Here is a 14,133-nt window from a genome sequence, read left to right as displayed (position 1 = left end):
CGCGGGGGGTTTGTGGCGGCCCCGCGGGGGTTGTTTGTGTTTTACTTTGGGGGTCTGTCCCCGCCCCGCGCGATTATTTTCACCCCCCTCACCGGGTGGCGGGGGCGGGGGTCGCGGTGTCGGTGGCAGTGGGAGCGGCCGGTTCGACGACGGCCCGACGGCGGCGCGGCGCTCCCATCGCCACCGCCGCGAGGGCGAAGGCCGCGACGGGCACCCAGAGCGCGGTGCGGAAGGCGGACAGACCCGCCTCGGGACCGGTGCCGTCCCCGAGCGCGAGGACGCTGACCGCCGTCGCGGCAGAGATGCCGATCGCCGCGCCGAGCTGGAACGCCGTGTTGAGCACCCCGCCGGCGACGCCCTGCTCCGCGTCGGTCACGCCCGTGGTCGCGGCGATGGCGATCGGACCGTAGACCAGCGCGAACGCGACCCCGACGAGCGCCATCGACGGGACCATCACGGCGTACGTCCAGTCGAGCCCGGACGCGAGGAACCACGCCGCGGCGAGCGTCCCGGCGACGAGGCCCCCGACGATCACGCGCGGCACGCCGAAGCGCTCCACGAGGCGCGGCGTGAGGACGGGCGCCAGGACGACGTCGATCGCCATGAGGAGCATCGCGAGCCCCGTCTGGAGCGGCGTCCAGCCGCGGAGCTCCTGGAGGTAGAGCGTGAGGAGCACCTGGAACCCGTAGAACCCGCCCGCGAAGAGCACCGCCGTGACGTTGGCCCGCACGAGCTCGACCGAGCGGAAGAGCCGCAGCGGGAGGAGCGGGTGCGGTGCCCGGCGCTGGCGTGCGACGAAGGCGCCGAGGAGCACCGCCCCGCCACCGAGCGCGGCGACCGTCCACGCGACCCCCTCGCCCGGGTGCTCGAGGCGCACGATCCCGACCGCGAGCAGGACCATCGCGCTCGTCGCGAGGACGGCACCGAGGACGTCGAGCGCGCCGCGTTCGCGGGCCGCGGCGTCGCGCGGGACCGTGCCCAGGGCGAGCGCGAGGAGCACGACGGCGAGGAGCACCGGGGCGAAGAAGACCCACCGCCAGTGGATCGCGGCCAGGAGCCCGCCCACGACGAGGCCGAGCGAGAAGCCCGCCGCCCCCGCGGCGCCGTAGACGACGAGCGCACGGTTGCGGCGTGGACCCTCGGCGAACGACGTGGTGATGAGCGACATCCCCGCCGGCGTGAGGAACCCGGCCGCGACGCCCGTCACGAACCGCGACAGGAGGAGCATCCACCCCTCGGTCGCGAAGCCGCCGAGCCCGGAGAACACGAGGAACACCAGGAGCCACAGGACGAACATGCGGCGCCGGCCGTACAGGTCGGCCGCGCGCCCTCCGAGCAGCATGAACCCGCCGTACCCGACGACGTAGGCCGTCACGACGCCGCCCAGCTCACCGGTCGCGAGCCCCAGGTCGGCGCGGATGCCCGGGAGCGCGACGGAGAGCATCGCGATGTCGCTGCCCTCGAGGAAGATCGCCCCGCACAGCACGAGGAGCAGCCCCCAGTCCCGGAGGCTGAAGCGTGCGGCAGTCCGCGCGACCTCGCGGCTGCGGCTCGCCGTCGTGTCGGTCATGAGCGTCCCCTTCCTCCTGAGCACCCCTCGGTACTCGGTTACCTCTTGATACCGAGCCCATCGTGGGTCAGGATCAGGAGGCATGGAAGACGGCACATTCGGCGCACCTGGTATCACCGGGGATACCGTGGCGGGGCGCGAGCGGCCCGCGGACGCGCACGAGGTCGCTCACCCCGGCGCACCGGTCGACGCCGCCGCCGCCGAGGCCTGCGACCCGCGTCCGCCGTCGCGGTGGGCGAGCGACGTCGACGTCTGGCAGTGGGACGCGCGCGAGGACTGCGAGGTGCGGCAGATCCTCGACCGGATCGCGGACAAGTGGTCGCTGCTCGCGATCGCGCTGCTCGACCGGCGCGTCATGCGCTTCACCGAGCTCAAGCGCGAGATCGACGGGATCAGCCAGCGCATGCTCTCGCGCACGCTGCGCCAGCTCGAGCGCGACGGCATCGTCGAGCGCACGGTCTACCCGACCGTCCCGCCCCGCGTCGACTACGCCCTCACCGAGATGGGGCGCTCGCTGCACGCGACGACCAAGGCGCTCGTCGTGTGGACCGAGGCGCACCAGGAGCGCATCGCCGCCGCGCGCAGCGCCTACGACGAGCGCGAGGCGTCGCTCCGCGACCTCTGAGGGACGCCGGTCAGGCGACCGCGGTCGCGAGCACGCCGAACGTCGGGTCGGGCGTGACGGGCGACGGCGCAGGCTCCTCGCCCGCGGCCCCGCTCGTCATCTCCCACGTCCCGTCGCCCTCGACCCGCACGGCGGCCGTGCGGGCCCCGGACGCGTCGACGACCTTGATGCTCCCCCCGAACGGCCGGCCCGGGAGCTGTGCGAACGCAGCCCGGACGAACCGCGACGCCGCGTCGGGCAGGGGGTCGCCCAGCTGGAGCGGGCGCACGTGCCAGATGCCGAACGGGCGCGGCTCGAGCACGACCGCACCCGCCTGCGCGCCGACGAGCAGTGCGGCGTTGGTGCGCTCGTCGGCGATCGCGGCCGCCTCGACCCACTCGGTCGCGGTCGTGAGGACGCGGGTGAGCGGGACGACGTTGCCGACGGGCGTGAGCAGCTCGCCCTCGACACGCGCGAGCCGCCGCACGACGAGCGAGCTGAGCCCCGCGGCGAGCAGGGGCGAGTCCGCCGGGACGTCGGGCAGGCGCAGGGTCTCGCGCGTCCTCGTGGCGGCGGGGCCCTCGTTGAGGGACAGGAGCACGAGCAGCTCCGGCCCCGTGAGCTCGATGAGCCCGTCGTCCGGACGGTCGGCCGCCCCGGTCTGCGTGGTCATCGGTCGTCCCTCTCCTCGTGCGGCCCGCGGCCGCGCTCCGGCGCGTGCGCCGCGGTCACCACGGCCATGCCTTCTTCAGCGTCTCGGTCGCTCCGTCGACGAAGTCCCCGCCGGCGTCCCACACGTCGCCGGCGAGGTCGGCGGCACCGTCGGCGAGGTCGCCCCCACGATCCCACAGCCAGCCCGCGCCGTCGGCGATGCGCTTGGTCACGGGCACGTCGCCGGAGAGCAGGGTCGCGATGCCCCACACCGCGCCCGCGCCCGCGATGGCCCAGCCGACCGGGTTGCTCGCGAGGAAGATCGCCGCGCCGATGCCCGCGGCGCCGAGCCCGGCGGTGATGACGCCGTCGGTCCCCTTGAACCCGTCGCCCTCCGCGAAGCCCTCCCAGGCCTGCATCGAGCCGCTGTAGACCGAGTAGCCGTCGAAGACGAACCCGGCACCCTTGAGCACCTTGCCCGCGGAGGCCAGGTTGTCGGCGAGTCCTGCCACGTTGAGCGGGTCGTCGAGCTTGTTCATCGCGGTCCAGGCGTCGACGCCCTGGGACGCGAACCAGTTGAGCACGCCGCCCTGGGTCATGTCCGTGGACAGCCACGACGGCGGGACGAGCCAGTCCGGAGGGCCGCCGTCGCCGCCCTGCGTGACCGGACCACCGGGGCCGCCGGGACTCCCGGGGCCGCCGGGCGACCCCGGCCCGCCCGGGCCGCCCGCGCCGCCGTCCCGGCTCGTCGCGTCCTGCTGCTCGGCGTTGCCCCGCAGGAGGTCGGCAGCGTCGGTGAGGAGCGCGGCGGTCCCGGTCAGGCTCGGCCGCAGCGTCGCGGTCCACGCGGTGCGGAACTCCGCGGCGTCAGAGCCCTCCCAGCGCGCTCCGCCGACGGCCGTCTCGATCGCCGCCGCCGCGAGCTCCAGCGCCTGCGCGCCGTCCGCCACCCGGCCCGCGAGCGAGCGCAAGGCCTCGACGTCGGCCCCGTACATCCCGCTGCTCATTCGTCGCCTCTCCGCACTCTCCGCCCACCACCCGTGCGCGCCCGGACCGGGCGCCCGCCCGGCCACGCGGTGCCGGCGCCGACCACAGGGTACGGAGACGCGGGGTCGGGCGTCGATGGTGACCACTCCCCATGGTCTTCAGGGCCGGCGCGCGCCGCGGCGCACGTCGTCGGCGACGAGCTCGCGGTACCGGCGCCACTGCCGGACGGCGAGACGTGCGAAGAACGCGCAGCCCACCACCCCGACGGCCACCCAGCCCCAGGGGAACGGGTCGCCCTCGTGGTAGCTGCGCAGGCTCTCCGTCCAGCCGTACACCTGCGCGCGGTACCAGCCGAGCACGAAGATCGCGACGAGGGCAGGCGGCGCGACGGCGGCGAAGGTCAGGAACCACGCGTACGTGCGCGCCTGCTTCGTGTCGCCCACGAACCGCGTCCGCGGCGCCCCGTTCATCCGTCCACCTCCGTGCTCGGGCCTCCGGGAACCCTACCCGGCGCCGGGCGAGCGGCCGCCGCGGTCTCGCCCCGGGCCGGTCGCCACGGACGCCGCTCAGCGGGCGAGGTGGGGCTCCACGAGCTCGACGTACCGGCGGGCGAGCGTCGCCAGCACGTCCGCGCCGGGCGCGGCCCAGACGTCGGCGTGGAAGATCTCGACCTCGACGTCGCCCGTGTAGCCCGCCGCGGCGACCGACCGCGTGAACGCCGTGAAGTCGACGTGCCCGTCGCCCATCATGCCGCGACCCAAGAGCGTGTCCGCCGGGAGCGGCGTGATCCAGTCGCACACCTGGTAGCTGACGATCCGACCCGCGGCGCCCGCGCGCGCGAGCTGCTCGTGGACCTTCGGCTCCCACCACAGGTGGTAGGTGTCGACGACGACGCCCACCTCCTGCGGCGCGAACGGCTCGGCCAGGTCGAGGGCCTGCTCGAGCGTCGAGACGACGCCGCGGTCGGCCGCGAAGATCGGGTTCATGGGCTCGATCCCGAGCGTCACGCCCGCGTCGCGCGCGTGCGGGGCGAGCGCAGCGATCGCGTCCGCCGCCCGCTGCCGCGCCCCGATGAGGTCGCGGTCGCCGTCCGGCAGGCCGCCCGGGACGAGGACGAGCGTCGGCGCCCCGAGCGCGGCCGCCTCGGCGATCGCGGCGAGGTTGCTCGCGTGCGCCGCGGCGCACGCGTCCGGGTCGCTCGCGGTGAAGAACCCGCCGCGGCACACGGACGACACCCGCAGCCCCGCGTCGCGCACCCACCTGACCGCGGTGTCGAGCCCGACCTCCGCGACGGGCTCTCGCCAGACGCCGATCGCCGGGAGCCCCGCGGCGACGCAGCCGTCGATCGCCTCGCGCAGCGACCAGTGCGCCGTCGTGCGCTGGTTGAGCGAGAGCCGCGCGAGCCGAGGATCGCCGGGCGCCGGGGTCGGCACCCGCGCGGCCATCCCGCTCGGCACGTCAACCCCCGCCACCTCCCCGCCGAACGGGTGGTCCGGGTCCGTCCCCCCACCAGGACGAGCCGAGACGGCCTGCTCGGCCGCCGGGATCGCCTGGTCGTCCGGTGAGGCCGGCCGGCGGGAGCCCGACGGGAACTCCGAGATCTCGGTGCTCATGCGGCCCCCTGCCCGACGGCGACCGGCTCGTCCGCGCCGGAACGCACCTCGACCCCGGCCGCCGCGAGCACGAGGCCGAGGCGGTGCGCGGCGAGCTCGGGGTCGGGGAGCAGGCGCGCCTCGTTCGCGAGCTCGAACGCGCGCGCGAGGTGCACGACGCTCCGGGCCGACTGGAGTCCGCCCACCATCGTGAACCCGGGCTGGTGACCCGACAGCCACGCGAGGAACGCGATGCCGGTCTTGTAGTAGTACGTCGGCGCCTCGAACACGTGGCGCGAGAGCGCGAGCGTCGGGGCCATCTCGGCGTCGTAGCGGTCGAGGTCGCCCTCGTCGAGCGCCGCGAGCGCGGCGGAGGCGGCGGGCGCGACGGCCGCGAACGCGCCGAGCAGCGCGTCGGAGTGCCGCTCGCCGTCGCCCCGGATCAGCTCGGGGTAGTGGAAGTCGTCGCCGGTGTACAACCGGACACCCTCGGGAAGTACGGCGCGCAGCCCCACCTCGTGCGCCGCCGAGAGCAGCGACACCTTGACCCCGTCCACCTTCGCGGCGTGCGCCCGCACGAGGTCGACGAACGTCGCCGTCGCGGTGTCGACGTCCCCGGAACCCCAGTACCCGCGCAGGTTCGGGTCGAACGCCTCGCCGAGCCAGTGCAGCACGACCGGCTCGCGCACCTGGGACAGGATCGCGTCGTACACGCGCACGTAGTCGTCGGCGGACGTCGCGACGCGCGCGAGGTGGCGCGACGCCATGAGGATGACCTGCGACCCCGTGCCCTCGACGAACTCGACCTGCTCGGCATACGCGGCGATCACGTCGTCCACGGTGCGCAGCTCGTCAGGCGCCCGGTGGTCGGTCCCCGCGCCCGACGCGATGCGCGCGCCGAGATCGTGGGCCTGCGCCGCGCTCCGCGACACGAGCTCCTGGACCGCGGGCCAGTCGAGACCCATGTTGCGCTGCGCGGTGTCCATCGCCTCGGCGACGCCCAGCCCGTAGCGGAACAGGTGCCGCCGGAACGCCAGGGTCGAGTCCCAGTCGACGACGGCCGGCGCGCCGGGGACGTTCTCGCCCCGCGGGTCCGCGACGACGTGCGCCGCCGCGAACGCGACGCGCGACGCGTACGGGCCCGGGTGGTCAACCCACTCCCGGGGCGCGCGCAGCTCGACGACGCGCGTGCCGCCGTCGGGCAGCGGGATCCGCACCCCGCCCGACCCGCTCACGCCCCCGCCCCGGACGCCGAGCCCAGGGCCTCGGACCCGGGGTGCGGCGAGGCGCCGAGCTCCACCCGACGTCCCTCGCGCGACGAGGTGTACCCCGCGTCCACGAGGCGCAGGCCGCGCACGCCGGCGTCGAAGTCGTACGGGTGCGGGCGCCCCGCGTGGACGTCGCGCAGGAACTCCTCCCACTGCGCGCGGAACCCGTTGACGAACTCCTGGTTGTCCGGGATCTGCTCCCACTGGGCGCGGAAGTCCTGGTCGGTGGGCAGGTCCGGGTTCCACACGGGCTTGGGCGTGCGGGCGCGCGGCTGGATGCGGCATCCGAACAGCCCCGCCACCGCGGACCCGTGCGTCCCGTCGACCTGGAACTCGACGAGCTCGCCCCGGTCCACGCGCACCGCCCACGACGAGTTCACCTGCGCGAGGATCGGCCCGTCCGCCCCGGCGAGCTCGAAGATCCCGTAGGCCGCGTCGTCGGCCGTCGCAGCGTAGGGCTTGCCGTGCTCGTCCCACCGCTCGGGGATGTGGGTCACGGCCTTCGCCATGACCGCCTCGACCGGGCCGAACAGGTTCTCCAGCACGTAGTTCCAGTGGCAGAACATGTCGAGGACCATCCCGCCGCCGTCCTCGGCGCGGTAGTTCCAGCTCGGGCGCTGCGCGGGCTGCCAGTCGCCCTCGAACACCCAGTACCCGAACTCGCCGCGGACGGACAGGATGCGGCCGAAGAACCCGCCGTCGATGAGCCGCTTCAGCTTGAGCAGGCCCGGCAGGTACAGCTTGTCGTGCACGACGCCGTGGATCACCCCGGCCGCGCGCGCCGCCTCGGCGAGCTCCTCGCCCTCGGCGACCGACTCCGCGATCGGCTTCTCCGTGTACACGTGCTTGCCCGCCGCGAGCGCCTTGAGGATCGCCTTGGTGCGCTCCGACGTGACCTGCGCGTCGAAGTAGATCGTGGCCGTCGGGTCCGCGAGCGCCACGTCGAGGTCGGTCGTGTACTCGGCGACGCCGTGGCGGGCCGCGAGCTCCGCGAGCTTGGCGCGGTTGCGCCCCACGAGCACGGGCTCCACCTGGAGGCGCGTGCCGTCGTCGAGCTCGACGCCGCCGTCGTCCTGGATCGCGAGGATCGAGCGCACGAGGTGCTGGCGGTACCCCATGCGCCCGGTCACGCCGTTCATGACGATGCGCACCGTACGGGTGGTCGGTCGGTCGCCCCCTGCGGCGTCCGTGGTCTGGCTGGTCATGCGGGCGGTCATCCGTTCTGCGAGAGCGAGCGCTCGGCGGGCCGGCCGCCGAGGTAGAGCTCGGAGAGCTGGGGGTCGGCGAGGAGCTCGGGCGCGGGCCCGGTGATGTGCACGCGCCCGAGGTCGAGCACGCACCCGATGTCCGCCGTCTCGAGCGCGCGACGCGCGTTCTGCTCGACGAGCAGGACCGCGACGCCGGCGTCGCGCATGCGCACGACCTGCTCGAACACCGTCGACGTCGTCTTGGGGTCGAGGCCCATCGACGGCTCGTCGAGCAGCACGACCTGCGGGCTCACCATGAGCGAGCGCGCGAACTCGACCTGCTTCTGCTGCCCGCCGGACAGCAGGCCCGCGAGCTGCTTCCACCGCTCGCCCACGATGGGGAAGAGGTTCTGCACGAACGCCACGCGCTCCGCGATCTTCTGCTTGTCGCGCAGCGTGTACGCGCCGAGGAGCACGTTCTCCGCCACCGTCATCTCGCGGAACACGCTGTGTCCCTGGAGCACGTGCGCGAGGCCGGACGTGAGCATCTCCTGCGGCCCCTGGCCCGTGACGTCGCGGCCGCCGACGAGGATGCGCCCCGAGCGCGGCTTGAGCAGCCCGCTCGCGACCTTGAGCACCGTCGACTTGCCCGCGCCGTTGGGCCCCACGAGGCACACGACCGTGGCCGCGGGGACCTTGATGGTCAGCCCGCGCAGCACCATCGCCGCGCGGCCGTACCCGGCCTGAATGTCGTCCAGCTCGAGGAGGTACTCCTGCTTCGCCCCCGTCCCGGGGGTCGGGTCAGACACCAAGGTAGGCCTCCAGCACTCGCGGGTCGGCTTGCACGACGGCGGGGGTGCCCTCGGCGATCGGCCGGCCCCGGTCGAACACGATGACGTGGTGGGACAGGCTCATGACCATGTCCATGTTGTGCTCGACGACGAGGAACGTCTTGCCCTCGGCGTTGAGCTCCTGCACGAGCGTCCCGATGCGCCCGATGAGCGCCGGGTTCACGCCGCCCGCCGGCTCGTCGAGCATGATCGTGTCCGGGTCGCCCATGAGGACGCCCGCGAGCTCGAGCAGCTTCTGCTGCCCGTAGGACAGGTTGCGCGCCTCGACGTTCTCCAGGTGGTCGATGCCGACGCGCACGAGCAGCGCGCGCGCCTTGTCGATCTCCTCGGGGTTGCGCGCCCCGGCGAGCAGCTCGCGCACCTTCGTGCGCCGGACCGCGACGAGCATGTTCTCGAGGACGGTCATGCGCGGGAACACGCGGCAGAGCTGGAAGCTGCGCCCGATCCCGGCACGCGCGATCTTGTGCGGCGCACGCCGCGTGATGTCCTCGCCGCGGAACGTGACCGTGCCGGAGTCCGGCTTGATCATGCCCGTCACGCAGTTGAAGAACGTCGTCTTGCCCGACCCGTTCGGGCCGATGAGCGCGTTGATCTTGCCGTGGTGGAACGTGACCGTCGCGTCGTTGACGGCGTGGACGCCGCCGAACGACTTGGTGAGGCCGACGGTCTCGAGGTTGCGGGTCGTCGGGGGTGCGGTCGTCGTGCTCATCGGTCCTTCTCCTCTCCCGTGCCCTCCGCGGTCGGCTCACCCTCCGCGCGCTGTCCCTTCTGTGCGACGGCGGCGGTCGGCTCAGCGGCCGGTTCCCCGGTCGACTCGGCGGCCGCCGCGCGGTTGCGCTCGAGGAGCTCGGCCGCGGTCATCTCGCGGATCGAGGAGTCCTGCGGGCCGAAGCGCTTGAAGAGGGCCTGGGCCGCGGGGATGATCCCGTCCGGCATGAAGAGGACGACGACGCCGAGCAGCAGGGCCGTGGCGACGAGGTGGAACTGCGTGTCGCCGAACTCGAGCTTGAAGTACTCCAGGCCCGTGCCGACGACGACGGCGCCGAGGAGCGGGCCGAAGAGGTGCCGGACGCCGCCGAAGAGGGCCATGAGCACCATGTAGGAGCCGAGCATGATGGAGAACTGGAAGATCGGGTCGAGGTCGCCGAACCACAGGGCGTACATGCCGCCCGCGAGGCCGGTGAAGGTCGCGGAGACGACGTAGGCGACGAGCTTGTAGTTGCGCGTCGGGACGCCGAGCGCCTGGGCCTTGTCCTCGTCCTCGCGGATCGCCTTGAGCCCGGTGCCGAAGCGCGAGCGGTCGATCGCCCACCACGCGACGAGCATGACGACGAGCAGCGCGGCGAACAGGTAGAAGAACGTGCGGTGGTGCTCGGGCCGCAGCAGGTCCGGGAACGGGCGCGGGACGACGAGGCCGTCGGACCCGCCCGTGAAGGAGCCCCACGCCTGGAAGACGAGCAGCAGGATGAGCACGAACGAGATCGACACGATGACGAACGACGCGCCGCGCACGCGCAGCGCCGCGATCCCCACGGGGATGGTGATGAGCAGCACGAGCGCGCCGGCGACGAGCCACGCGACGAAGCTCGGGAGCCCGAGGTCGCGGATCAGCAGGCCCGTGCCGTAGGCACCGAGCCCGAAGAACGCGGCGTGCCCGAGCGAGACGTACCCCGTGAAGCCGCCCATGAAGTTCCAGGCGGTCGCCGTGCACGCGTAGCTGAGCACGACGATGCCGGCCGAGAGGATGTAGGCGTTCGGCGCCATGGTCGGGAAGGCCAGGACGAGCACGGCGAGGACGACGAGCGCGGCGAGGCGGACGACGCGGCCCCAGGGTCGGCGCGCGGGAGGCGCGACGGGAGCGGAGGCCGTGCCCGCGCCGTCGGGCACCGCGCGAGCGGCCGCGCGGCGGCTCGCGGGACGGGTGTCAGAAGCGTTGGGCAAGGCGACCTCCGAAGAATCCCTGGGGCCGCAGCATCAGCGTCGCGAACAGCGCGACGTAGAAGATGGTCTGCGCCCACGTGGTGCCGAGCGGCACCTGGAGCAGGCTCTGGCCGATGCCGAGCACCATGGCGGCGATCGCGGCGCCCGGGATGGACCCCAGGCCGCCGACGACGATGATCGCCATGAGCGGGCCGATCCAGTGCCAGTGCAGCGACGGGTAGATCGTCGCGTCGAGCGACAGCGCGGTCCCGCCGATCGCGGCGGTCGCGAGGCCGAGGCCGAAGCCGTAGCCCGCGACGCGGTCGGTCTTGATGCCGACGAGCTGCGCGGCCTCGCGGTGCTGGATCGTCGCGCGCAGGGCCTGGCCGAACCGGCTGTGCTTCATGAGCAGGTACAGCAGCGCGAGGGAGAGCGCTGCGAGCCCGAAGGCCACGAGCTTCACGACGGCGATCCGCGCGCCGAAGAACTCGATGCTCGCGCCCGAGTACGGGAGCTGGATGCGCCGCTGCGTGCCGCTCCAGACGAAGCCGATCATGCCCTCGATGAAGAGTGCGACGGCGAACGTGAGGAGGACGGACATCATCGTCAGCGTCGCGGGCCGCAGGCGCGTGATGAGCAGGCGCTGCATGCCCACGCCGACGAGGAAGAACAGCGGCACGGTGATGACGAGCGACAGCAGCGGGTCCATGCCGGTCTGCTGGTTGAAGAACCAGGCGAGGTACGCGGCGAGGATGAGGAACGCCGAGTGGGCGATCATCACGACGCGCATCACGCCGAAGTACAGGGTGAGGCCCGCTGCCAGGAGGGCGTAGAGCCCTCCCAGCAGCACGCCGAGCACGAGGCTCTGGAAGAGGAGCGTTCCTGTCACGAGGTGATCACCAGGCCGGCTTGGGGAAGACGAACTCGGCTTCCTTGGCGTCCTGCGGCAGGACGATCTGGATCTCGCCGTCCACGTACTGCTGGATGAGGTGGGCGCCCTGCGGCTTGCCCGTCTCGTCCCAGGTCAGCGGCCCGACGACGGTCTCGACCTCGTTGCTGCGCAGCCACGAGATGAGCTCCTGCTGGCACTCGCCCTGCTCGGCGCACCCGACGGCCTCGACCGCGGCGGCGACGACCTGTCCGGTCGTGTACGCGTTGGCCTCGTCCTCGCCGGGCGGGTTGCCGTGCAGCTCCGTGTACCGCTCGACGAAGTCGACGTTGGACTCCCAGCTCGCGGTCTCGGTGTAGCCGGTGGGCGAGAGGATGCCCTCGGTCTTCGAGCCGATCGCCGCGGAGAACTCCGGGTTGGTCGGCGCGGTGGAGAACGCCGCGAGCTGCGGCTGGTAGTTGAGCTGCTGCAGCGCCACGATGAGGTTCACCGCGTCCTGGTACTGCGTGCCGCCGATGACCATGTCCGCGCCCGAGTCGTTGATCTTCGCGGCGATCGAGGAGAAGTCGGTCGTGTTGGGCGGGTAGACCTCGTCGACGACGATGTCGAGCCCGGCGTCGGCGAGCTTGTCGCGCAGGCCGTAGGCCGTGCCCTGGGCGAAGGGGTCGTCCATCGAGGCCACCGCGACGGTCTGCGGACGCTCGCCCTCGGGCATGTCGAGGATGTGGTCCGCGAGGTAGTTGTAGTGGTCGTCGGCGACGGCGGGAGCGGCGTAGAAGAGGTTCTCGAAGCCCTGCTCGAACACCTCGTTCGCGGCGCCGGCCGGCTCGACGAAGAGCATCCCGTACTCCTCGGCCACGCGAGCGCTCGGCACGACCAGGCGCGTGGAGAACGGCCCGAACACGAGGTCGACCTCGTCCTGGGCGATGAGTGCCTCGTAGTCCTGCACGACGCGGTCCGCGTTGGACTGGTCGTCGAGGATCTTGAGCTCGACCTGCCGCCCGAGGAGGCCCCCGTCCTCGTTGACGAACTTCGCCCAGGCCTCGTAGCCGCGCTGGACGCCCTTGCCGGGCTCGGAGAAGTCGCCGGTGAGCGGGAGGGAGATGCCGATGACGATCGGGTCGTCGGACCCGCCCCCTCCGCCCTCGCCGTCGGACCCGCCTGAGCACGCCGTGAGGACGAGCGCCGTCGCGGACACACCGGCCGCAAGGGCGAGCGCGCGGCGAGCGCGGAGGCGGGTGGACATCCGTGGAGTGGACCGAGAATGCATGGACGTGACTCTCCCTACTTCGTCGTAGTGAAGACCTGAGGCCGTACTGCTCCGTACGAGACTTCCTGTTTGCGAAAGCGCTTTCGTAAGCGCTTCCGCTAGAGTACGGTGCGGACAGCGGATGTGGCAAGCGTCACGTCGGGGAGGGCCCTCGGGCCGCCGACCGGGCGACGCACGAAGAGCGGAGCAGGGGTGCGTCGAGAGGGTCGGACCACGAAGGGCCGCAGCGCGCTGCGACTGGTCGATGTCGCCGAGCGCGCGGGCGTGTCGCTCGCGACCGCGTCGCGCGCGCTGTCGGGCAGCGACGGCGTCTCGGAGGTGCTCGCGGAGCACGTCCGCGAGGTCGCCACGGAGATGGGGTACATCGCCAACCCGCACGCGCGCACGCTCGCCGGCGGCACCACGTCGGTCGCCGGCCTGCTCGTCTACGAGATCGGCGACCCCTACTTCTCCGAGATCGCGAGCGGCGTCGTGCGCGTCGCGACCGAGCACGGCTGGAGCGTCCAGATCAGCCACACCGAGCGCGAGCCCAGCGCCGAGGTCACGCAGATCCGGCTCATGCGCGCGCACCGCGTGGGCGTGATCCTCGTCGCCGGGTCCGGGTACGTCGAGCCCGCGATGGAGGCCGACGCCGCGCGCGAGCTCGAGGCGTTCCAGGAGGCCGGGGGGCGGGTCGTCGTCATCGGTCGGCACCACCTGCACAGCGACGCCGTGCTCCCGGACAGCGAGGCTGCGGCCGCGAGCCTCACGGACCACGTCCTCGGCCTGGGCCACCGCCGCCTCGCGATCGCCGCCGGCCCCGAGCGGCTCACGACCGTCGCCGACCGCACCGCCGGGATCCGGAGCGCGGTCGCGGCCCACGGCCTCGACCCGGACGACCTGTTCGTCGTGCACGCGCCCTTCACGCGCGAGGGCGGGCGCGACGCCACGCAGCGCATCCTCGCCCAGCGCCCGGACACGACGGCGATCCTCGCGCTCAACGACGCCATGGCCACCGGGGTGCTCTCGCTCCTGCGCGAGCGCGGCGTCGTCGTGCCGCGCGACATGTCCGTCACCGGGTTCGACGACATCCAGGTCGCGCAGGACCTTGCGCCCGCGCTGACGACCGTGCGCCTGCCGATGAGCGAGATGGGCGCGACGGCGTTCGAGCTGGCGCTCCGCCCGCCGTCGGGCCGCCCGCGCCGCAAGCGCACCGACCACCTGCTCGTCGTCCGCGACTCGACGGCCCCACCCCGCCCGGACACCCCCTGAGTGGGGGAGTGTATGTAGTAGGCCGCCGACCCGCGGGGCCGCTAGTATTGTGCCGACGTCCTCGTCGGGGGGGGGGGGGGGGGGCGGGAGAGA

Annotated in this window: 14 protein-coding genes; 2 read left to right on the top strand and 12 right to left on the bottom strand. The window is 73.2% G+C overall.

Annotation, left to right across the window (positions count from 1 at the left end; translation table 11 throughout):
• Window positions 1-88 precede the first annotated feature (88 nt).
• Window positions 89-1,570, bottom strand: a complete 1,482-nt coding sequence (locus ACFWH7_RS06015; protein WP_378215558.1) for an MFS transporter — start codon at window positions 1,568-1,570, stop codon at window positions 89-91.
• An 82-nt stretch (window positions 1,571-1,652) separates the two neighbouring features.
• On the opposite strand from ACFWH7_RS06015, the gene ACFWH7_RS06010 reads away from it, so the two are divergent.
• Window positions 1,653-2,195, top strand: coding sequence for a winged helix-turn-helix transcriptional regulator (locus tag ACFWH7_RS06010; protein WP_378215557.1), 543 nt, complete (start codon window positions 1,653-1,655; stop codon window positions 2,193-2,195).
• A gap of 10 nt (window positions 2,196-2,205) precedes the next feature.
• Here the strand turns inward: ACFWH7_RS06010 and ACFWH7_RS06005 are convergent, their stop codons facing one another.
• The 11 genes from ACFWH7_RS06005 to ACFWH7_RS05955 form a co-directional block, all read right to left on the bottom strand.
• A complete protein-coding gene (locus ACFWH7_RS06005) occupies window positions 2,206-2,847 on the bottom strand; it encodes a hypothetical protein (protein WP_378215556.1) in 642 nt (213 codons plus the stop codon).
• A 55-nt stretch (window positions 2,848-2,902) separates the two neighbouring features.
• Complete coding sequence (locus ACFWH7_RS06000) at window positions 2,903-3,832, bottom strand: WXG100 family type VII secretion target (RefSeq protein WP_378215555.1); 930 nt, start codon at window positions 3,830-3,832, stop codon at window positions 2,903-2,905.
• Window positions 3,833-3,970: 138 nt separating this feature from the next.
• Window positions 3,971-4,282 (bottom strand): hypothetical protein, encoded by a 312-nt coding sequence (locus tag ACFWH7_RS05995; RefSeq protein ID WP_378215554.1) that lies wholly within the window; start codon window positions 4,280-4,282, stop codon window positions 3,971-3,973.
• 96 nt (window positions 4,283-4,378) lie between these two features.
• Window positions 4,379-5,257 (bottom strand): sugar phosphate isomerase/epimerase family protein, encoded by an 879-nt coding sequence (locus ACFWH7_RS05990; RefSeq protein ID WP_378215602.1) that lies wholly within the window; start codon window positions 5,255-5,257, stop codon window positions 4,379-4,381.
• A 164-nt stretch (window positions 5,258-5,421) separates the two neighbouring features.
• Window positions 5,422-6,639: a dihydrodipicolinate synthase family protein gene (locus ACFWH7_RS05985; protein ID WP_378215553.1), complete on the bottom strand. Its 1,218-nt coding sequence runs from the start codon at window positions 6,637-6,639 to the stop codon at window positions 5,422-5,424.
• The gene (locus tag ACFWH7_RS05980) at window positions 6,636-7,877 is read right to left on the bottom strand and encodes a Gfo/Idh/MocA family protein (protein WP_378215552.1); all 1,242 of its coding nucleotides are present in this window, start codon (window positions 7,875-7,877) and stop codon (window positions 6,636-6,638) included. Before ACFWH7_RS05980 ends, ACFWH7_RS05985 begins: the two co-directional genes overlap by 4 nt.
• A gap of 8 nt (window positions 7,878-7,885) precedes the next feature.
• Window positions 7,886-8,668, bottom strand: coding sequence for an ABC transporter ATP-binding protein (locus ACFWH7_RS05975; RefSeq protein WP_378215551.1), 783 nt, complete (start codon window positions 8,666-8,668; stop codon window positions 7,886-7,888).
• Window positions 8,661-9,419, bottom strand: coding sequence for an ABC transporter ATP-binding protein (locus ACFWH7_RS05970; RefSeq protein ID WP_378215550.1), 759 nt, complete (start codon window positions 9,417-9,419; stop codon window positions 8,661-8,663). The genes ACFWH7_RS05975 and ACFWH7_RS05970 overlap by 8 nt, the downstream gene beginning before the upstream one ends.
• Window positions 9,416-10,651 (bottom strand): branched-chain amino acid ABC transporter permease, encoded by a 1,236-nt coding sequence (locus tag ACFWH7_RS05965; protein WP_378215549.1) that lies wholly within the window; start codon window positions 10,649-10,651, stop codon window positions 9,416-9,418. Before ACFWH7_RS05965 ends, ACFWH7_RS05970 begins: the two co-directional genes overlap by 4 nt.
• Window positions 10,635-11,519, bottom strand: a complete 885-nt coding sequence (locus tag ACFWH7_RS05960; RefSeq protein ID WP_024841626.1) for a branched-chain amino acid ABC transporter permease — start codon at window positions 11,517-11,519, stop codon at window positions 10,635-10,637. The genes ACFWH7_RS05965 and ACFWH7_RS05960 overlap by 17 nt, the downstream gene beginning before the upstream one ends.
• A gap of 7 nt (window positions 11,520-11,526) precedes the next feature.
• Entirely contained in the window at window positions 11,527-12,765 is a 1,239-nt protein-coding gene (locus ACFWH7_RS05955; protein ID WP_378215548.1) for an amino acid ABC transporter substrate-binding protein, read from the bottom strand.
• Between the two features lie 216 nt (window positions 12,766-12,981).
• Here ACFWH7_RS05955 and ACFWH7_RS05950 point away from each other — a divergent pair, with 216 nt between their 5' ends.
• The gene (locus tag ACFWH7_RS05950) at window positions 12,982-14,040 is read left to right on the top strand and encodes a LacI family DNA-binding transcriptional regulator (protein WP_378215547.1); all 1,059 of its coding nucleotides are present in this window, start codon (window positions 12,982-12,984) and stop codon (window positions 14,038-14,040) included.
• Window positions 14,041-14,133: the final 93 nt, after the last annotated feature.

It is taken from the genome of Cellulosimicrobium cellulans, assembly GCF_042723955.1.
Lineage (GTDB): Bacteria > Actinomycetota > Actinomycetes > Actinomycetales > Cellulomonadaceae > Cellulosimicrobium > Cellulosimicrobium cellulans_H.
This window is presented reverse-complemented; position numbering and strand designations above follow the sequence as displayed.